At 30.3% G+C, this 21,057-nt stretch carries 23 protein-coding genes; 1 reads left to right on the top strand and 22 read right to left on the bottom strand.

What is annotated here, in order from left to right; translation table 4 throughout:
- Window positions 1-162: 162 nt before the first annotated feature.
- From O3I44_RS00515 to infC, 4 genes are all read right to left on the bottom strand, one after another.
- Window positions 163-333 (bottom strand): PTS sugar transporter subunit IIB, encoded by a 171-nt coding sequence (locus tag O3I44_RS00515; protein ID WP_303717248.1) that lies wholly within the window; start codon window positions 331-333, stop codon window positions 163-165.
- A 107-nt stretch (window positions 334-440) separates the two neighbouring features.
- Window positions 441-794 carry a 50S ribosomal protein L20 gene (gene rplT, locus O3I44_RS00510; protein ID WP_303717247.1) on the bottom strand — a complete coding sequence of 118 codons (354 nt, stop codon included), beginning with the start codon at window positions 792-794 and terminating at the stop codon, window positions 441-443.
- Window positions 795-803: 9 nt separating this feature from the next.
- Window positions 804-983, bottom strand: a complete 180-nt coding sequence (gene rpmI, locus O3I44_RS00505; protein ID WP_373317543.1) for a 50S ribosomal protein L35 — start codon at window positions 981-983, stop codon at window positions 804-806.
- On the bottom strand, window positions 949-1,509 hold the full coding sequence (gene infC / locus O3I44_RS00500) for a translation initiation factor IF-3 (RefSeq protein WP_303717245.1): 561 nt from the start codon (window positions 1,507-1,509) through the stop codon (window positions 949-951). The genes rpmI and infC overlap by 35 nt, the downstream gene beginning before the upstream one ends.
- A gap of 223 nt (window positions 1,510-1,732) precedes the next feature.
- Between infC and O3I44_RS00495 the strand changes: the two genes are divergently transcribed.
- Complete coding sequence (locus tag O3I44_RS00495) at window positions 1,733-2,290, top strand: inorganic diphosphatase (protein WP_303717244.1); 558 nt, start codon at window positions 1,733-1,735, stop codon at window positions 2,288-2,290.
- A gap of 21 nt (window positions 2,291-2,311) precedes the next feature.
- Here the strand turns inward: O3I44_RS00495 and topA are convergent, their stop codons facing one another.
- From topA to ftsY, 18 genes are all read right to left on the bottom strand, one after another.
- A complete protein-coding gene (topA, locus tag O3I44_RS00490) occupies window positions 2,312-4,288 on the bottom strand; it encodes a type I DNA topoisomerase (RefSeq protein WP_303717243.1) in 1,977 nt (658 codons plus the stop codon).
- Window positions 4,289-4,359: 71 nt separating this feature from the next.
- Window positions 4,360-5,082, bottom strand: a complete 723-nt coding sequence (locus tag O3I44_RS00485) for a DNA-processing protein DprA (RefSeq protein WP_303717242.1) — start codon at window positions 5,080-5,082, stop codon at window positions 4,360-4,362.
- 79 nt (window positions 5,083-5,161) lie between these two features.
- Window positions 5,162-6,076, bottom strand: a complete 915-nt coding sequence (gene holA, locus O3I44_RS00480; RefSeq protein WP_303717241.1) for a DNA polymerase III subunit delta — start codon at window positions 6,074-6,076, stop codon at window positions 5,162-5,164.
- On the bottom strand, window positions 6,028-7,320 hold the full coding sequence (locus tag O3I44_RS00475; RefSeq protein ID WP_373317536.1) for an MAG0480 family ComEC-like protein: 1,293 nt from the start codon (window positions 7,318-7,320) through the stop codon (window positions 6,028-6,030). Before O3I44_RS00475 ends, holA begins: the two co-directional genes overlap by 49 nt.
- A 16-nt stretch (window positions 7,321-7,336) precedes the next feature.
- Window positions 7,337-7,621: a hypothetical protein gene (locus tag O3I44_RS00465; RefSeq protein WP_303717238.1), complete on the bottom strand. Its 285-nt coding sequence runs from the start codon at window positions 7,619-7,621 to the stop codon at window positions 7,337-7,339.
- An 83-nt stretch (window positions 7,622-7,704) separates the two neighbouring features.
- Window positions 7,705-7,998: a hypothetical protein gene (locus tag O3I44_RS00460; protein ID WP_303717237.1), complete on the bottom strand. Its 294-nt coding sequence runs from the start codon at window positions 7,996-7,998 to the stop codon at window positions 7,705-7,707.
- Between the two features lie 261 nt (window positions 7,999-8,259).
- Window positions 8,260-8,451 (bottom strand): hypothetical protein, encoded by a 192-nt coding sequence (locus O3I44_RS00455; RefSeq protein WP_303717236.1) that lies wholly within the window; start codon window positions 8,449-8,451, stop codon window positions 8,260-8,262.
- 136 nt (window positions 8,452-8,587) lie between these two features.
- Window positions 8,588-8,938: a 30S ribosome-binding factor RbfA gene (rbfA, locus tag O3I44_RS00450; protein ID WP_303717235.1), complete on the bottom strand. Its 351-nt coding sequence runs from the start codon at window positions 8,936-8,938 to the stop codon at window positions 8,588-8,590.
- Window positions 8,938-10,737, bottom strand: coding sequence for a translation initiation factor IF-2 (gene infB / locus O3I44_RS00445; RefSeq protein ID WP_303717234.1), 1,800 nt, complete (start codon window positions 10,735-10,737; stop codon window positions 8,938-8,940). The genes rbfA and infB overlap by 1 nt, the downstream gene beginning before the upstream one ends.
- Before the next feature lie 3 nt (window positions 10,738-10,740).
- A complete protein-coding gene (locus O3I44_RS00440) occupies window positions 10,741-10,989 on the bottom strand; it encodes a YlxR family protein (protein WP_303717233.1) in 249 nt (82 codons plus the stop codon).
- On the bottom strand, window positions 10,982-12,400 hold the full coding sequence (gene nusA, locus O3I44_RS00435; RefSeq protein WP_303717232.1) for a transcription termination factor NusA: 1,419 nt from the start codon (window positions 12,398-12,400) through the stop codon (window positions 10,982-10,984). Before nusA ends, O3I44_RS00440 begins: the two co-directional genes overlap by 8 nt.
- Window positions 12,401-12,412: 12 nt before the next feature.
- Window positions 12,413-12,847 carry an LSm family protein gene (locus O3I44_RS00430; RefSeq protein WP_303717231.1) on the bottom strand — a complete coding sequence of 145 codons (435 nt, stop codon included), beginning with the start codon at window positions 12,845-12,847 and terminating at the stop codon, window positions 12,413-12,415.
- Between the two features lie 72 nt (window positions 12,848-12,919).
- The gene (locus O3I44_RS00425; protein ID WP_303717230.1) at window positions 12,920-17,197 is read right to left on the bottom strand and encodes a PolC-type DNA polymerase III; all 4,278 of its coding nucleotides are present in this window, start codon (window positions 17,195-17,197) and stop codon (window positions 12,920-12,922) included.
- A 43-nt stretch (window positions 17,198-17,240) separates the two neighbouring features.
- Window positions 17,241-18,146: a phosphatidate cytidylyltransferase gene (locus tag O3I44_RS00420; RefSeq protein ID WP_303717229.1), complete on the bottom strand. Its 906-nt coding sequence runs from the start codon at window positions 18,144-18,146 to the stop codon at window positions 17,241-17,243.
- A gap of 70 nt (window positions 18,147-18,216) precedes the next feature.
- The gene (gene frr / locus O3I44_RS00415) at window positions 18,217-18,768 is read right to left on the bottom strand and encodes a ribosome recycling factor (protein ID WP_303717228.1); all 552 of its coding nucleotides are present in this window, start codon (window positions 18,766-18,768) and stop codon (window positions 18,217-18,219) included.
- Window positions 18,768-19,484, bottom strand: a complete 717-nt coding sequence (gene pyrH / locus O3I44_RS00410) for a UMP kinase (RefSeq protein ID WP_303717227.1) — start codon at window positions 19,482-19,484, stop codon at window positions 18,768-18,770. Before pyrH ends, frr begins: the two co-directional genes overlap by 1 nt.
- Before the next feature lie 41 nt (window positions 19,485-19,525).
- A complete protein-coding gene (locus O3I44_RS00405) occupies window positions 19,526-19,741 on the bottom strand; it encodes a sigma factor-like helix-turn-helix DNA-binding protein (protein WP_303717226.1) in 216 nt (71 codons plus the stop codon).
- On the bottom strand, window positions 19,728-20,846 hold the full coding sequence (gene ftsY, locus O3I44_RS00400; RefSeq protein WP_303717225.1) for a signal recognition particle-docking protein FtsY: 1,119 nt from the start codon (window positions 20,844-20,846) through the stop codon (window positions 19,728-19,730). The genes O3I44_RS00405 and ftsY overlap by 14 nt, the downstream gene beginning before the upstream one ends.
- Window positions 20,847-21,057: the final 211 nt, after the last annotated feature.

Genomic DNA, 21,057 nt, shown 5'->3' with positions numbered 1-21,057 from the left:
TTTAATTGATTTAATATTTATAAATAATCTAGAAATTATCCTAACAGTTCTTTTGCGATTTTATAAACATTTTCTGCTTTAGCCATATCATAATCCACTGGGCTAATAACAGCAACCGGAATATCTCCAGCTAATTCTTTTGAAAATTTTTAAGCATAAATCTTACTTGTGGCTCAAGAAGACAATATCAAAATCCTTTATCTTGCCTTTGGTCACTTCGGATTCATGGGCTTCTGTATGACCTTCAATGTCTTGATCTTTCATACAATCATTAAGTGATTTTTTAAATAATGATGTTGACATTCCTGCAGAACAAGCTAATAATATATTCATATTTTCTCGTTTCTTTACTCTGCAATTTTAACAAATGAAACTTTATTTTAATAAAAAAAACGTTAATCTTCATAAGAGAAAAATTACGTGTTTTTGTAAATGAACTTTTATTTTAAAGCTTTTTTTGCTTCGGCAAGGATTAATTCAAATGCCTTTGGTTCATGAATAGCTAATTCTGATAACATTTTTCTGTTAACCTCGATATTAGCTTTTTTAAGTCCATTCATAAAGACTGAATATGTAAGACCTCGACTTCTAACTGCTGCATTAATTCTCGCAATTCAAAGTTTTCTAAAATTTCTTTTTACAGTTTTTCTATCTCTAAATCCATATGTTCATGATTTAACAACTTGTTGCTTAGCAACTTTAAACCCGATTGATTTATGTCCTCAATAACCTTTAGCAAGTTTGAGTCATCTTTTTCTTCTTTTTCTTGATACTACTCCACCTTTTACTCTCATAGTAACCCCCTAGTATAATCCCTTAAATCTTTTCACATCTGACGCTGACATCAGTGTTGATTTTCTTGACTGGCGTTTTTGTTTTGTTGTTTTGTTTTGTGCTAAGTGTGATCTAAATGCATGACCTCTCACAACTTTTCCTGTGCCTGTTACTTTAATCCTCTTTGTCAAGGCGCTTTTGGTCTTCATCTTTGGCATTAGGTGCCTCCTTAATTTTCTTCCTCTTATCTTGCTGTAAATACATGTCCAAGAATCTACCACCACTAAGTGTAGGTTTTTTCTCGACCATAGCTGTATCTTCAAGAGTTTTATAAAATTCGTCTAGTTTATCGTATCCTAAATTTTTTCTTGCCATTTCACGACCTCTAAATTTAAGAGATATTTTAACTCTATCTCCTTTTTCAATAAATTCTCTAGCTTTTCTAGACTTTGTCATAAGGTCATGTTCACCAATCATTGGTGTTAACCTTATTTCTCGATTGTTTGTAACAGATTGTTTGGCCTTGGCATCTTTTCTTTTCTTCTTACGTTTATATTTAAATTTTCCGTAGTCCAATATCTTTGCCACTGGTTGCTTAGGATTATTAGAGATAATTACTAAATCTAATCCTTCAGATTCAGCTAATGCTAATGCTTCAAATTTTGTCATTACCCCAAGTTTTTCACCTGTAGATGATATGACAAACACTTTTGGAAACGGAATAAATTTATTCATTATATGTTCTGCTGTTGGTTTTTTTCTGTTTATGCTTCTAGCAATAATAATCTCCTTTAAAATAAAAAAGTGGTTTTAACCACTTCTCAAACTACAATAATTTTCATATTGGTGTAGCCAGTACCCATGTAATAAACATCAGGTGAGAAGTGAATCTACTTTCTGCAACAATGTTGCTATTAAATAATACCAAAAAAACCTTAAAAAATAGTAAAATATTTATATGAAAAAAGAAATAATAGTAAATATCGAAATCCCCATGGGATCAAATATAAAATATGAATATGATAGAAAAAAAAGAAAGATTGTTGTAGATAGAATATTGAGAGCTGGTTTTGTGTATCCTGCAAATTACGGATATGTTGCTGAAGCTTTAGATTGAGACGGAGATGAATTAGATGTTTTAGTTTATTCCGGAGAAACATTTATGCCAGGAGTTTCATTAAATGCAAGAATTATTGGAGCAATGAAAATGATCGATGACGGGGAAACCGATACTAAGTTAATTGTTGTTCATTCAGATGATTATAAATTAAATGACATTAACTCAATTCATGATCTACCAAATAGATGAATTAAAACTGTAGAAACATTCTTTACAACATACAAGAATTGAAAAAGACAAGGTATCACATCAGTATCTGGTTTTGAAGATATTGATTATGGTGTTAGAGAATACAATGATTGTCTTGAATTAATGAATACATACGGAAGTCTTTCAAAAAACGAATTCATTAGCCAAATGAAAGAACTACATCCAAAAAAATATAGATATAACTAAAAAATCACAAATTGCGATTTTTTAGTTATCTCTGATAATGATGTTTTTCTTTGCAACTTTTTTGCCAGTGCCCTTTTTCTTAGGAGCGGATTTTTTCACAATTGCTTTCTTTGGAGTTGCTTTTTTGGTAGTTTCTTTCTTGACAAACTTTTTATTGCTATAATTCTTTTTGCCAAAAAATCTTTTCTTTTGTGATGGATCTGGTTCAGTGTGCATACATTTTGGAAATGCTGAACAACCAAAAAACTTAGTTCCATCCCTTTTGTTTCGTCTAACAATTAACTCTTCCTCACATAAAGAACATTTCTTACCAGCAGGAATGTTCATCATTTTTGTCACCTCAATAATGTCAGCGGCACTGGTAAGTGCTTTAGAGAACTGTTCTCAAAATTCATCTAATAGTTCTTTATAACCTGTTTTATTTCCGGAAATATCATCCAATCTACGTTCTAATTTGGAAGAATATTCTTCATCCATGATTTTCGGGAATGTTGTGATTAACTTATCGAAAACGATTTTAGCAAAGTCTGTCGCTTTAAGAGCATTCCCTTCTTTTGTTACATAATCACGATTTTTCAATGTTCTAATTGTAGTCGCAAATGTTGAGGGTCGACCAACACCAATTGAATCAAGTTTTTCAATCAAAGAACCATCATTAAATCTTACTGGAGGTTGTGTTTCATTTTGTTCAACCAAGTATTCTAAAACAGGAATAGCATCTCCGATATTGTATTTAGGTAACTCCCTCTTTTTATCGTATCCTGAAGCTTTGTAGTATCCATCAAAAATTACTTTTGATGATGACATTCTAAATTTAACTTCATTAACTTCTAGTTCATATCTAATAATTTCTTTTCGTGGAACCTTCATTAATGATTGCAACGTATTTATATAAACTAATTTATAAACTTTGTATTCTGAATTTTCAAGATTGAATGAACTTTTGGCTTCGTCTGGTGTTAAATCTAAGCTTGTGGGTCTGATGGCTTCATGGGCATCTTGAGCACCAGCAAAACCACTAATTTTTTCTGCTAAATATTTTGGTCCGAATTTAGTAGAAATAAATTGTTTTGCTTTGGTAACAAAACTACTAGACATTCTAGTGGAATCAGTTCTTGGGTATGTAATTAACCCACCTTGACCATAGCCTTCATATAATTTTTGTGCTGCCATTTGAATAGCGCTTGCTGACATTCCTAAAGCGGAATTTGCTCTCTTGTATAGAATAGCTTGTTTAAATGGAGTTTTTTTAGACTCACTTCTAATGGATCTTTTAATATCTTCAACTATTAATGGTCCGACTAATTTTTTCTTAATTAATTCTGCTTCATCAGGTAATATTCATTCTTTATGTTCTTTGTTTTCTCGGTTATGATATTTTGCTTCTATATCTTCCGAAATAACCGCTTTACCAAGAAAGAATTGCACAGGTACAAAAGTCTCAATTTCTCTTTCCCTTAAAACAGTTAACTTCATTGCAATTGATTGAACCCTGCCTGCTGAAGGACTTGTTGGTGCATTATAGATTTTCTTTCTCATTAAAGACGATAGTTTATAACCAATAATTCGATCTAAAATTCTCCGAGCAATTTGTGAATCAACTAATAAATCATCAACCACTGATGGATTATTTATTGCTTCTTTAACTGCATCTTCTGTTATTTCATTAAATCTAATTCTTTTATATTTATCATCTATTTTTAAAAATTTAACCAAGTTATCAGCAATTGCTTCTCCTTCACGATCAGGATCAGTGGCGATTAAAACTTCTTCAACTTTTTTTGATGCTTGTCTTAATTTAGAAACAACATTTTTTTTCTTCGGATCAATTTTATAGTTTGGTGTCCAAGTGTCCATGTCAACTCCGAATTGATTAACACCTGATGATGGTAAATAAACTATATGACCAACCGAAGCCATAACTTTATAATCTTTTCCTAGGTATTTCTCAATTGACTTTATTTTATTTGGTGATTCTACTATTACTAATTTACTCATATAAATAGCATACATTAAAAAATCTTTGTAAAGAAAAAATATTTTCGTGGTGAAATATTTAATTCTATACATTAATCACATATATCTTTTATACTTGTAATTAAATTAGCTCCTTGTTTAATTAACTCTGAGTTGCCATCATCAGAACCACCTCCAACAAAGCAATAAATTTCCTTTCCAAGATTCAAAAAATTAGTAATCAAAGAGTTGATACCTCCATTTTTTTCTGAGTTGATTAAAATAAGACTTTCACACATCGCGGCAATCAATCGATTCCGATTTGCAAAGTGTTCCTTCTTTAAATGTTGATCTGGTGGATACTCAGAAATCAATAGGTCAATATTCTTTTCTGTATGATTCAAATATGGCTTATTGATGCCATTTGCAAGGATGTAAACCATACCTTGCCCGTTTTGATTAGCAACATCAACATCAACACCTTTATATGAAGCAGATACCAAGGTATGGCGGTTTGTTAACTCTGGCATAAACTGAGTAATTTTTTCCTTTGATGTTTCATTAGAGATGTTTCCGGTAAAAGAAATCATCTTTTGACTAAGTAATTTTTCATCTCCTTTTAATCAAAGAACAAATGGAGGTTTATAGGCTTCCTTGAGTTTGTTTGGATAATTTATATCTAAGATGGTGATTATTTTTTGGTCACTTGTCTTTAACTCTTCTTCTAACTTGTTCATTTCCGATATTGGGACTTTCTCTTTCTCTTCTAAAGCTTTAAAAATCTTATCTCAATCGCCCTTATACTTAATGGCAAAGTAAATTAAAATTATATTCATTTCTTCCTCCATTTAATAATGTTCAAAAAGAAGGAATGTTTTTTAATATAAAAAATAACTGAATAAAAATGGCTATTTTTTACATAATTAAATTAAGCATAAAATCATTTAAACCAATAAGGTCATTAACATTACCTGTTTTAATATTTTTATCAAGATGTGCCAATTTAATGATAATGCCTTTTATACTTTCATTTGTGGTGGTTGATATTAACTCAGACGCCTTCTTAATTCGGAATATATGAGCATTCATCTTTGTGGCAATTTCCATGTTATTCATATGCAACTTCTTATATTGATTCACTTTTAAAGCAAATAAAAATACACTTGCTATTTTTGAAATAATGACAGTTGACTCTTCGTTATTTTTGATCATCTTATTATAAGAATAAATAATTCCATTTTTATCCATTGCAGATATTGCATTTGAGAGAGAGAAGGCATCCTCGATCACATATTCTCCGATTGACCTCTCGATTTGATCTTTGTCAATCTCTTGTGACTCAAGCATAAGTTTATCAATCTCGGAGATAATGATCCTTAAATCATTTGGTACTTTTGTGCCTAAATTTATGGCAGCTGCATTAGTGATGGAACCACCCTTACTAATCACAATTTCCCTAATTGTGGAAGCCATATCTTTGGAATCTAATGATTTAACTTCATGAATATCAGCATTTTTTAATAAAAATTTAACCAGTGAATTACTTTTTTTTATTTTGAAGTTATTAATGATCACAACTTCTAAGCTATCATCCAGAGTATTAAGAGCATTAATAATTTCTTGAGTTTCTTCTTCGCCAGTTAAGGCTTTAATGTTCTTAAGCACAATCAATTTTTTTTCAGAAAACCATGAGATCGTTGCAATCTCAGCAATAATTGAAGCAAGGTCCGATGCTTCATCGAACTTGATGGGATCAAGACCCTCTTTTTTTATTATTGAATTTAGTTTTTTATCAATAAAATATTGTTCTTCTCCGTAAATAAATATCATAACCTTCATATTATAAAAGAACTAAGAGCTATTAAATATAAAATTTGAATAATAAACAAACTTAAGTTTATTTTCACTAGCGGATTGACTCCATCCATAACTTTTAACAGCCATACAAAAACTATATAAACTTGGTTCATAACATCCTTGAAGGGGAATAGAAAAATTGATAATGTATAAACCATCATCATAATGGGAGTAAATATAATCCCCATTAGAATACCTAGTGGTGCAAAAAAATGATTAATATAAATGGATATAGGTACTGTTATGAAATAAACAATGATTGATATGGATAAATATTTCATTAAATCACTCTTAAATTTAAATGAATTAATATATAACACGGTCCCGGTTGCTAAAAATGTATAAATGAATGATAATGATTTAATGGAATATGGTTTGTATAAAAACATCAAACATATGACAATGGCTAAAATTTCCATAGAAGTGAACCTATTTTTAAGCAATTTCTTATTAATGTTGAGTAATAAGATTAAAATAAATGCTCTTGAGGCAGACAATGGAAAATTAATTAAAAATAAGTAAATCAATATCATAAATAACGGCATTCATGGATTGGTGTATTTATCTATTTTCATAATTTTTAAAATCTTGCCTACTAATAAATATAAAAATGAAATATGAAAACCTGATATCACAAATAAGTGCACAACGGATAACCTAATGCTCATTTGATATATGTCTTTAGCTGCATTTGTTTTAACTCCAAGCATAACAAGCGGTGCCACTTTTGTATATTCACTTGGCCCTATTGTTAAAAACGAAAGTGATTTTGTTCTAATGTCGCCAGAGTGTGAAGCTAATGATATTTTAGGAAATTTTATAATATTCTCAATGTTAAGCGTTTTTAAGTAAGAAACAAAATCAAATTTCGCCCCATTAAAATTTGTTGGAGTTTCTATTTGCCCCGATATTCTTATCTCATCAAATAATTCAAAATGTTTCTTGGTACTAATAAGAACGTTATTGCCATTAGCTTTAATAATGTAACCGGAGCTAATTATTTTTTTAATTTCAAAAATCCCATTAATGCTTTGGTGCATTTTTTCTTGCCTTTGGAAATACATTAAATACCAGGCGGCAAAAAAAATGACTATTCCAGATAAAATGAGTATTGGCCTCTTAATTAATAACAATATTAACACTGAGCAAAACAAAATATATATCAGACTAAATGAAGATATGATGGTTAAGTATATAAATAATGAAAGAAGTGCCATGAAGAGATAATCTAATTTATTTGATGTGGATGGTGATATCTTTGAAAAGCTTGTCAGTGATTTTATGATAGAATTTATTTTTACCCACTCCTTCATAGATTTCATTAATGCTTCTTGTTCTTTGTAAATTCAATTTCTTAATGGCGTACTCAAAAGTCGTACCCTTGGGAACTGTAATGGGGCCATTATAAAAAGTACCAGATCCTTTTATGACAATATAGTCTCGTTTGCTTATTTTTGTTTTAGAATTATGAGTTATTAAATAAACTCCAATTCCCATTCCAAATAAGATGATTATCATAATTACTGTAAAAATATTTTTCTTCACATTAATATATGTAGTAAAATATGAAAAGTTTTACAAAAAAATCATTTTTTTAATTTTTACATAATACCTTGTGATATTAATATTGTAAAAATAATTTCTCATGTCAGTGTGATTGCCATAACAACATGAAATAAAATAGTGATATGCTTTTCATTCATTTTCTTTGATAATAGTGACCCACATAATGAACCAGGTATAGAACCAATGATAATAATTAATGGTAAATATCATAAAATACCATCTACTTCGAAATCTGCATATTGACCACTGGCTAGTCCCACAATAATATTTGAAGATGCATCAAATATTTTTAAAAATAAAGCATTAACTCCAGTCTCTTTTAATTTCATTCCTAAGCTAGTGACTAATAAGAGAATAAATAAGACACCGCCAGAGATGACTAATGATCCTTAATCAAGACCAATGAATGCTCCAAATAGTGGCAAGTTGGCTTTTACTTTTCCATTTATATTTACTAAAATAATTACCCCAAATACAAGTATGGAAAAGATTATGTATAAATATAATTCAGAAATAACATTAGTAGGGACAACTCCAAGAGCAATGTGAAGTGTTTTATCTTATTGCAGTGTCCTTTTTGTTTCATGTATCTATAATAAAGCAAAAATGGAAACATAAGCAATAAGTTTCGCATGAAGAAACTTGTCTTCATCAATGATTAAAAGTATAAGAGGAATAGCAATTAGTCCTCCTCATAGCCTGATTAGAGATGCGATAATTGCTGATAGGAATCCAACAATAATTAATAGTAAAATAATAGATGGTGTTGATAATGTTGACATTAATTTATTATATATCCATATGGCAATATAAAAAAGTGTCACTATTTTCTTAAAAACTATCAAAACAATACATTGGAAAGTATTTTAAATTTCTTGTCATAAAAACTACACTCCTTTTAATTTGTACGTGTAGAATTTATTTTTCTTGGTTTAAATTACCATTTTTGATCTCTTGTAATAATTGATCAATTTTTGATCCTTTTTCTTGGGACTCATCATGTAAAAAATGTATATCAGGAACCCTTCTTTGTCTAGATCCTTGAGCTAGTCTTTTTCTAACAAAACTTTTAGACTTATTTAAATATTTCATTGATCTTTCTTTATTAGTACTAAAAACTACATAGACATTTAAATGCGAGTCATCATTAGATAACTTCACGCCAGTAACTGTTGTATCAGAAATATTAACATTAGTGACTTCATTAGCAATAATTTCTGATACAGATCTTAGATATCTAGCTTCTTTTTTATTATGGACAATTGACACTATACCTTAATTTCTTGATCAATAAAGAATTCCAAGATATCTCCTTCTTCGATATTATTGAATTTATAAATATGACATCCAAATTCTTTACCATTTTCTACTTTTTTAGTTTGATCTGGTCCTCTTTGTAATGAATCAAGTTTACCTTCGTGAATAACTTTATCAGCTCTTTTAAGTCTGACGCCAGATTTTGAAAGTGCATATCCTTTAACCATTTCAGAACCTGCAATATTACCAACTTTAGATGAATTAATAACCATTTTAACAACAGCTTCACCAGTGATAAATTCTTCATATTTAGGTGCTCTCATACCAGAAATTGTTTTTTCCACATCTTCGATCATTTTATAAATAACATTGTAGGAAACAATTTGAACTCTTTCATGATCAGCAAATGATGCTATTTCTTTATTTGGTTTCACGTTAAAGCAATATATGATTGCTCCAGAAGCTTGTGCTAAGACAACATCTGATTTTGTGATAACTCCAGCAGATGCTCTTACAATATTAACAATTGCTTCATCATTATTGATCTTGGATAAAGCATATTTAACTGCCTCAGTCGTTCCTTGAACATCTGATTTAATAATAATATTTAAAACTTTAATCCCATCTTTAATTTGAAGGGTTGTTCTTGCTTTTAGATCAATTTGTTTATCAGTAAAAGCTTTTTTATTAGCAAGTGCTTTGGCAAATTTTTCATCTTTAAATCCATAAAATTTATCCCCAGCTTCTGGAGAATAATTCAAACCCGTTACAACAACTGGCATTGATGGACCGGCAGATTCAAGTGTTTTTCCGACAACATCTTTCATTGATCTAATACGACCAAAATTAGAGCCAGCAACGATAAAATCTTTGACTATTAATGTTCCGTTGGTAACAATAAGTGTAGCTTCAACTCCCTTGCCAGTTGTAACACTAGATTCAACTACCACACCAATTGATAGTCTTTTAGGATTTGCTTTTATCTTCATTAATTCTGCCTGAATAAGGATTCCTTCAAGTAATTTATCGACACCATCTCCACTTAATGCAGACCCTTCAATGAATTGAACATGCCCACCTCATTCTTCAGCTAACACATCATGCTTTGAGAGTTCTGCTCTTATTTTTTCTGGATCAGCACCAGGTTTATCCATCTTATTGACAAAAACTATGATTGGAACATCGGCAGCCTTGGAGTGATCAATTGCTTCTTTTGTTTGAGGCATGACTAAATCATCAGCCGCAACAACCAAAATAACAATATCTGTTAAGTTTGCGCCTCTAGCTCTCATAGCCGAAAAAGCTTCGTGGCCAGGTGTATCTAAAAATGTAATTGACTTATCTTTATGAAAAATTTGGTAAGCGCCAATGTGCTGTGTAATTCCTCCGGCTTCTGATTTTGTAATCTCTGATTTCCTTATTTTGTCTATTAATGTAGTTTTACCATGATCAACATGACCCATAATAGTCACGATAGGACTTCTATTGATTAAATCATCATCGTGATCTTGGATCTTAACTTCATCCATAAAGTTAGATGCATCTATTTGATGTTCTTTTTGAAAATCAAATCCATAATCAAGACATAATTCAGCAATCTCTTCTTCACCAAGTGTATGGTTGATGTTAAACATCTTCCCCTCTTTAAAATATTTGGTAATAATTTCTGTTGAACTTATATTTATTTTATTAGAAAATTCACCAATGGTCATTTGTCCCGAAAATGTAAACACACCATCTTTTAATTCTGTATCAACGCTTTTTAGTTGCTTATCTATATCTTGTTTATTTAACTTACGATTATCTTTCATACTTTATCCTTTCATAATTTTTTCTAGTTCTTTATATATGCTGCTTGATACATTTGTCTTAAAAGATTTATTAAGAACTTTTTTTCTTTTAATTTCATCAATGAAATTTGAATCATTGATTATATATGCTCCTCGACCAGGTACTAAAGAATTGACTTTAAATTCTCCATTTTTTAATCTAACTACTCTTATCATTTTGGAAATATCTAAAATTTGATTTGTTACAATACACTTTCTTTTAATGTTATTCATCTAAAAAATCACGATCAATATCCGCAAGTGTTTCATCAAAATTGAAATCCTTATCAAATTTATCCAATTCTTCTTTTGAAAATAAATCATCATCAATTTGTTGATCAAGTTCCGCATCATCTAATTCTGTTTCACTCATGTTTTCATTAAATGATTGAATATCCATATCAAACCCATCAAAAGCTAAATCTTTTGTCTGAAATGAAGTATTTTGTCTTCTTGGTCTTGAATCTCTGGAATCAAATCTTTGTCCATCTTCAATTAATGCAGCTTGTTCTTCATTTATATTACCATTTCAAGTGAATTCTAATTTCTTTTGATTGGCTTCATCTATTGACAAAACATCAATTCTCGTTGATGTTAGCTCAACGGCTAGTCTAGCGTTTGTACCTTTTTTACCAATTGCCAACGTTTGATGTTTGTTTGGTGTAATAATAATTTTATGTCCTTCAATATCATTGCCATCCTCATCTTTTTTATTAATAACAGCAATTACCTTAGCTGGAGAGACGGCATTTGCAATAAATGAATCACTATCATTTGTTCATAAAATAACATCAAGTTTTTCACCATCTAATTTTTCAATAATAGTTTTAATTCTTGATCCTTGCGCTCCAATTAAAGCCCCTACTGCATCAACACCTTCCGATAAACTTCTTACTGCCACTTTAGTTCTAAAGCCAGGTAGTCTAGACATTGAAGTAATTTCAACAATACCCTCGGCAATTTCAGGAACCTCAACCTCTAAAATTCTTCTAACAATTTGTTTTGAGCCATTAGAAACTATAACTTGCGCATCTTTGGATTTTTCTAGCACATCTTCAACGTAAACATCAACTCTTTCTCCAACACTAAGTTTAATGTTAGGATTTTTTAATTTTGAAGGCATAAATGCTATTGTTCCATCTTCAAGTGCAAGAATAGCATGTGAAGCTGCTGATGATGTCACTACTGCAGATACCATTTCCCCTTTGAGACCCTTATGTTTAGTATAAATGGCTTGCTTTCTTTTTTCCCTAACACTTTGAATAATCATTTGCTTAATTCTTCCAGATATACCTTTAGCATATGCTGTAAAATCAACTTCTTCAGAAACTGTATCTCCTACTTTGACATTTTTATTAATCTTTTTGGCGTCTTTGATATTAATTTCAATTGACTTATATTGATCTTCAACTTCTTCATCAACAACATATTTAGTATTATTAGTTAATTTAATCTCTTTCTTGTCAAAATCTAAGATGAAATCTAGATCTGCATCTGGATCAAATTTTGTATGAAATGATTTTATAACCGAATCTGAAATAATTTCGATTATTTCCTTCACCTCTAAAAGATTTTGTTTTGCTAATTGTTCAATAGCTTCGAAGAAAGCTTCTTTTTGTATTTCTAGTTTTTTGTCTGCTGCCATAATGGTCCTTTCTTATTTTATTTTTGAAAATAAATTTATTTTCTTAATATTTTCTGTGATAATTTTTATATTTTTGAATTGGCCTTTGTTATTTCATTCAATCGATAATGATTTATCGTCATATGAAACTAATTCACCAATAAAAATAATTTTATCTTCTATTGCTTTATTGAGTTCAATCTTCATTGTTTTCCCTAAATTGTTTTTAATGTTCTTAAATTCAATGTCATAATCCGTACCTCGAGAATAAATATCTAAAAAATATTCTCCGCTTGAATAATCAATTTGGTCAACAAAAGATGAGATATCCTTTGATATGTTAATAACTTCATCAAAGTTGGAAATGTTTAGTTCTACACACAAGAACTCATCAGAATCTCTTTTTTCTCAGAAAACTTTGGAAGCATATTTCGCAAATTTTTTGATAATCTGATCCTTGACTGTCATATTATCCTCCCTCAAACAAAAATAGGATGCCAATTGGCTCCCTATTTATTCAATTGACAACATTATTATATATTAAAATCCAAAATCTAATGACATTTGGTTCGAATCAGAATATTCACTGGTGATACCTAATTCTTCGAATTTATTTAGTGTTGTGTTATTCACAGATGTCCTTTTTTTAATATCTTCTTTAGAAACAAATGCCTTATCGGTTCTAGCTGCAATAATTGATTTAGCCACAGAATCGCCAAGACCATCAATTGCAGAAAATGGCGGGATTAAAGTATCATTCATGATGACCCATTCATTTGCAAGTGAATCCTTCATCGATATATTTCCAATTTTAACACCTCTAGCAAGGGCTTCGTTGGCAATTTCTAGAACAGGGATTAACGCAATTTCTTTATTGGAAAGTTTTAAATCACCGCTTTTGTATTTCCTTGATTTAAAATCCTTAATAGCAGCTTCTATTTGTGTTTTACCAGAAATTACTGTTTTAATATCAAAAACATCTGCTCTTGTTGTGAAATATGTGGCATAGTAAGGGATAGGATAATAAAGTTTGAATCATGCCACTCTTCAAGCCATGGTTACATAAGCAACTGCATGGGCTTTAGGAAACATATATTTTATTTTTAATAGTGAGTCAATATACCAATCTTCAACGCCATGTTCTTTCATGGATGTAGTTCAATCTTCATTTAATCCCTGTCCTTTACGAACATTTTCCATAATTTTAAATGATATTAAAGGATCAACACCTTTATTAATTAGATCGATCATAATATCATCACGACAAGAAATAACTTCTGTCAATGTTTTCCCATCATTTCTCACCAATAACTCGGCATTAGTTGCTCATACATCCGTTCCGTGTGAAAGACCAGAAACAGAAACTAAATCTCCAAATGATGTAACATTCGTCGTTTTTAACATGCCTCTTACAAAATTAGTACCAAATTCAGGAATACCTAACGCGCCAGTAGATTCAGCGAGAATATCTCTTGGTCTAATTCCTAATTCTTCAGGAGAAGAAAACAACGAAATAATTTTCGGGTCATTCATTGGTATATTTTTAGCCTGAATCCCTGTAAATTTTTCTAGTAATTTTAAAGCGGTGGGATCATCATGTCCAAGTAAATCTAATTTAAGCACATTATCATGAATTGAATAAAAATCAAAGTGAGTTGTTTTTCATGCAGATTCAACATCATTAGCTGGGTAATTAATTGGTGTAAAATCCTCGACATCAAATTCAGAGGGGATAACAATAATACCTCCAGGGTGCTGTCCAGAAGTTCTTTTTGTCCCGGCAACTCCTTTTGCTAAATATTCAGTGAAAGGGCGTGACAACTTTTTACCTGTTTGCTCCGCTCAACCCTTTACATATCCAAAGGCTGTTCTTTCAGCAACAGTGGAAATGGTTCCAGCTCTAAAAGCATGTTTATCTCCGAATAATTTTTTAACTTCTTGATGAATAATCGGTTGATAATCACCAGAGAAGTTTAGATCAATATCAGGAACTTTATCAGCATTAAATCCTAAAAATGTTTCAAATGGAATGTTTTGACCATCTCTCATTAAATTAGCATCACAATTAGGACATTTTTTTTCTGGTAAATCAAATCCTGAGTTTAAACTTAAATCATTTGAAACTTCAAAATATTGACAACCACCACAAATGTAATGAGGTTCTAAAGGGTTAACTTCTGTTATTTCGGCAAGAGTTGCAACAAGTGATGAGCCAACAGAACCACGAGAGCCAACTAAATAACCATCATCAAGAGATTTCTTCACTAATAAGTGAGAAATCCAATAGATAACAGCAAACCCATAACTTATGATTGGTTCTAATTCTTTTTTGATTCTATTTTCAACTAACTTCGGTAATTCTGCTCCATAAATTTTCTTTGCGTTTCTATAAACTAGATCAGTTAAATCCATGTTTGAATCACCAAATTTTGGCGTATATAGTTTTTCTTTTATTACTTGAATTTTTTCAACTTGATCTGCTATTTTTTTTGTGTTAGTAATAACCACTTCTTCAATTAATTTAATGTCTCCTAAAAAATCAAAAGCGTGTATCATCTCTTCTGTTGTGAGGATATGTTGATCTGGATAAACTGGATTTTCCTCATTGAATTTGAATAACGGATGTCTGACTCCCCCTAATCCTTTGGCAGATATATAAACGCGATGGTAGAGATTATCTTCAGGGTTTATATATCGAGAATCACATGTGGCTACCACAATTTTTTCTTGCTTAATAGATTCATCAACAATAAATTTAATTATGAACTTAATATCCTCAACATCCACACCCCTGTTTATAAAGTGCTTAAAGTTTTGTAAAGGTTGAATTTCTATGTAGTCATAAAATGATATTTCTTTAATAATCTGCTCTTTTGAACCATAAAACATTCTATCTAAAAGTCTTGAATTCAATCCTCCTGATCCAATCAAAAAGTCTCCTCTATCTTTTAAATCATCAATAAATAATTTGGCACCATTAGCATAGTTGTCAACTAATGCAAGTGATGTTAATTTAAATAATTTCTTAAGACCAATTTGATTTTTGGCAATAATAACCATATCATTTGAAAATGTTTTTTCATAAAGTGACTTATCAATAAAATCAAATAATTCCTTTTGTGTTTTAAGGTTTAAATTTGATAATTGATTTAAAAATTTCAACCATATTCTAGCAAGAATATCAGCATCATAATCTCCTCTATGGGCAACAGATGAATCATAATCAACGCCCTGCCTTTTGGCAACAGCACCCAAGTTGAAACGCTTTTTATCTGGTTCCACAATTCTAGCTACAATCATAGAATCAATAACGGGATCTGTAATTATTTCAATATTATATTTATGGAGTTTTTCATTAATAAATGTAATATCAAAATTTGCATTATGAGCAACAGTTGTATAACCAAGGATATAATCGCGAATAAGCTGAACACCCTCTTCTTGTGATACAGCGTTTTGAAGATGATCATCAGTAATCCCTGTTAGATTTTTTGTAAATTGTGAAATTGGTTTACTAGGTTTAATAAAGAATTGTTTTTTTTCTATTATTTCGCCACTAGATATTTTGACTGCGCCAAATTCTATGATTTCATCAAAAATAGGTGAGAGGCCAGTTGTCTCAATATCAAAAACAATATAATCGGTTCTTTCAAGTGTTTTATCGCTATGGTTATAGATAGACTTATTATTTCTGCTTATTACATCAAATGTGGCCCCATAGATTGGTTTTACTTTGGATTTTTTAGTGGCATTATAAAAGTCAGTAAAAGATTGTATACCATCTTTATCAACAATCGCAATAGCTTCATGACCTCACTCTTCTGCCTTTTTAACTAATTCAGTTGCGGAAGATATTCCGTCCATAGCACTCATTCTGGTTTTACAATTTAGCTCAATTCTCTTGTGTTTTGCTTTATCAGTTCTTATTTCCTTGAATGATTTAATTAATGAAATTTTATTAGCGGTAATAATGGGTTCCTTCAGAAATGCATCTAATTCGTATTTACCATTAATAGTCACAAAAGAGCCAACATTATATTTATCAAGTTGATCAACTTCTTTTTGATTCTTTGAAAAAACTTTCACATATATCGCATCATGAAAATCAGTTATAGAAAATGTGGTTATTACTCAACTTGTTTTGGTTTTTTTTGTGTCAATATTAAATATTTGGCCTTCAATCATAACTAGATTTGCTTGAGATGTAGGTAATTCACTTATGGCAAATTTTTGATATGCTCTTTTACGAGTTAGGGTCGCATCTTCATCGGATTCGTTAGTGGTTGCAGATATTGCGTTTTTAGCATTCTCTAGATTCTTACTAAATTCCTCTTGGAGAAGGCCTTCATTAGCCTTGTCGTATTCCAAAGTCATCTTGAAATTATTAAAGCCCATTTTGCTCATTATTTTTTCAATTTTATCTTTAATTTCTTGAATCTGGTTAACAGAATATTTTGATTTTAGAAATATTGTGCATCCTAATTCTGAAAATTCCTTTTTTGAGGCCATAATTATTTTTGAAATATATTTTTTATTCATGTAACTAGATACAATTCAATCTAAATATCGGTTAACTTCTGCCTCATTATATATAATAGATAGCACATTGAATTGAAACTTAGTTTTATATTGAAAATTGTCTCTTAGTTTAATAAGGAAAAGCTCCATTTCATAAAATGGGATGATTTCGTTAACAAAAAACTCAATATTGAATATATTGTTTTTTTCTAATTTAGCCTCAGTTACTTTAATATTTTCAAAATGTTGTGTGACAGTAAAATCAATCTCTTTTGCTAACTTTTCAAATGCATTATTCATATATCAATTTTAACAAAAAGAGCTAATAAAAATTGGCAATTTACTATAACAAGTAAAAAATCATAACAATAAAGAAGACTAGTGACATTGCATCCAAGCGATCCATCAAACCACCATGACCTGGTATCATTTTTGAAAAATCTTTGATATTGAGAAATCTCTTTATTGATGAAAAAACTAAGTCACCAATTATAGAAATAATAGGTAATATGATTATTGATGTAACTAAAAATGCTGTTGGATTTGAGGTTGACTCGAATATCCCTAAGTACCACCCCATAGATGCAATGAAGGCTGAAGTGAATACATAACTAACAATGAATCCAGCTCATGTTTTCTTTGGTGAAATCATCGGGGCAAGTTTTGCACCATTTAATATATATTTTTTAAGATACTTCCCACCGAGGTAACCGGCCGTATCAGCAATAATAGCAATTGTGACAAAAAATAATAATCAAAAAAAGTTATAGTTTGCAACTAACCAAACCATCTTCACGAAAGTGAAAATTGAGAATAAAACAAATACTATTATAATTTGGTTGGCAATAACGTTTTTAGATGCGAATAATTTCCGATCAATTATCAATGGAGTAAATGATGTTAAAAATAAGATTAAGAAAATCTTTCAATTGAATGACAACTTAATTAGCCCACCTAAATTTTCTCGCGTCTCATTCACAGGCCTAGTCAGTGAATCCCATGGTAAAAATACCATTATCAATATCAGTGATGATAAAAATAATGCTGAATATTTTGACATTTTCATATTTTGTAATACTTCATAGGTGCCAAGTATTCCTATTAATGCAAATATTGAATATGCAATGTATTTACCAGTTTTACCGCCATATATTAACAATAAGAAAGTAGGAATAATAATTAAAAGAATTCCAACTATTGACGTGTATCTTTGAAAATAATTATGTTTTTTAATAAAATCTTTTATCATTGTTTAATTATAACAAAGCAAGCAATAAATGAATGAAATAGTAACTTAATAATAAGGCATATAAAAAAACCTAAATTGTCATTAAGTCTTTTTCTTTGCTTTTGGTAATAACATCAATTTTATTTGTGTATTTATTAGTTAGTTGTTGAATTTCTTCTAAGTAATCTCTACTTTGATCTTTCGAAAGTTCTTCATCTACTTTGATCTCTTTATTAACATGTTGTCTTGCACCTCTAATTAAAACTTTGGACCCCTCGGTGTATTTTACAAGCATTTTGACCAATTCGCGCCTCCTGTCCGTGTTAATTTCAGGAAACGTAATTCTTGTTTTATCACCCTCATCAACAGCAACAATACCTAACGATGATTTATTTATCATTGCAACTATATCATTGTTTATTGACATATCGTATGGCTTTACAAGTAACTGCCTAGAATCAGGAATTGAAATGGCTGCTATTTGACTAAGCGGAGTAGGTGAGTCAAAATAATCAATAACAATCGAGTCCAAGAGAGAGGGATTAGCACGACCAACGGTAATTTTCTTTAAATTACTTTTATATGACTCTACGGCCTTTTCCATTATTTCGATCGCTTCTAATTCGTATAATTTGTATTCCATTATTTTATTACCCTTGTATGTTTAATTTCACCTTTACTTGCTCTTATTATTGAATCTTTTTCTGTAATATCAAATACTATCAATTCAATTCCATTATCTTTCGCCATAGATGCGGCTGTTGAATCCATAACTGTAAGTCCTCTTTCTAAAAGTTCATCATATGTAATCTCTTCAAATTGTTTTGCATTTGAATTAATTCTTGGATCAGAATCAAATACCCCTGAAACACCATTTTTGCCCATCAAAATCTTCTTAGCATTAATCTCTGAGGCAATCAGCGTTGCTGCGGTGTCAGTTGTAAAAAATGGTCTTCCGGTTCCTCCAGCAAAGATTACAACATCACCATTTTCAAGCATTGCTATGGCTTTTTCATTGACATAATTTTTTGCTACTTTTTCATCAATATTTATTGCAGATTGAACATGTGTGATAATACCCTCTTTTTCAAATCCTGATTGAACAGCCAAACCATTCATAAGTGTTGCCAACATTCCAATGTAGTCAGCTCTATTTCTTGGTATTCCATTCTTTTCAGCAGAAGCTCCTCTTCAAAAATTTCCTCCGCCAACGATAATTCCCACTTGAAATTCATTTTTAAGCATTTTCTTTACTTGTAAAGCGATGCCTGATACAACTTCTGGATCAATAGCTAAATTCTTTTTCTTATTTGCTAGTCCCTCACCAGATAATTTAATAATAACTCTCTCTCTTGACATATTACCCCTTTTTTTCTACTTAATTATACTAAAATAATGAGTTATGAAAGTTTTTCGTTAATGGAAAGCAATTTTTTTTCTGCTTTTTTAATTGCATCAAAAATTGCGCTTCTTGTTGTAGCAGTTATTTCTGATATCTCTTTTAATGATAAGTCTTCTATATAGTGAAGGTGGAAAGCTTGTCTTTGTGTTTGCGTTAACATTTTATTGTATTGTTCAAAAAAATGAATTAATTCTTCTCGTTTATTTAGATTCATCAATTAGTCCTTTTGTCATCCCATAAATAAATGCATCTAAATTAAATTCTTGCAAGTCATCTAGGGATTCTCCTAATCCAATAAATTTAACCGGCATTTCCAACTCATCTTTGATTGTTAAAATAATGCCTCCCTTTGAAGTTCCATCCATTTTTGTGAGAATTATTCCTGATATAGGAGTTACATCTTTAAAATGTTTGGCCTGTGAAACACCGTTTTGACCTGTGGTTGCATCCACAACCAATAATGATTCATGTGGAGCTCCAGGAATTTCTTTTGTAATTATTTTTGACATTTTGGCTAATTCATTCATAAGATTAACTTTGTTTTGTAACCTTCCTGCTGTATCAATGATTAAAATATCATATTTATCTTCTTTTGCTTTTTTAACAGCATCAAAAACAACAGATGCTGGGTCTGCATTTTGTTTTTCAGATTTTATAATATCAACACCAATTCGTTCTGCCCAAATACTTAACTGTTCTACGCCACCTGCTCTAAATGTATCGGCAGCTGCAATCAAAACATTCTTGCCTTCCGTGCTAAATTTACTAGCTAACTTAGCAATGCTTGTTGTTTTACCGGCTCCATTCACACCAACCATTAAAATAACATTTACTCTTTCGTTTTTGACATCTAAAGTTGTGTCAACTATTGTTTGATTTGTATATATAACAAATATTTTATCTGCAATAATTTCTGCAATTAAGGACATGTCTCGTACATTCTCTTTTTTGACTTCCTTTTTTATCTCGTCAATTATGTCCATTACAAGCTTAACTGATATATCAGACATTATTAATATTTCCTCTAACTCTTCAAAAAATTCTTTATCTATCTCGTTATGTCTACTTTGTATTTCTGTTATTTTTTCTGAAAATGATGATCTTGATTTAGACATACCAACAATATACTTGTCAAGTTTTTTTTCTTTTTTTCTAATTTGTATTTTCTTTTTTTCATTTTTTTTATTAATTTTATTTTCTCTTTTATAAATTGCAAAATCAGCAAGACCTTCTTTGATAGGTTTTGGTTTAGTTTCTTTTTTAGGGTCAATACCCTCTAATGCTAAAAGTCTTTCTTTTAATTTTTTAAAAAATCCCATAAAAATATTATATATAAAAGTAGTATGAATAAGTTAGTGCGATTAAATACATTTATAATTAATAAAACATATTTTTATGTTTGTCATTTTTTTTGCAAAAGAATAAATAAGAACTCTGAGAATTCTCATTTACAATACGATTAGAATACAGAAACCTGACACCATCACTTCATAGACATTGTCTTTTCATAAATATTCTAATTGAAAACTA

Origin of the sequence: Candidatus Mycoplasma mahonii (assembly GCF_030550815.1) — a bacterium.
Lineage (GTDB): Bacteria > Bacillota_I > Bacilli_A > Mycoplasmatales > Metamycoplasmataceae > Mycoplasma_O > Mycoplasma_O mahonii.
Note: the sequence above shows the minus strand (reverse complement) of the source record. Positions and strands in the feature narration are given on the sequence as shown.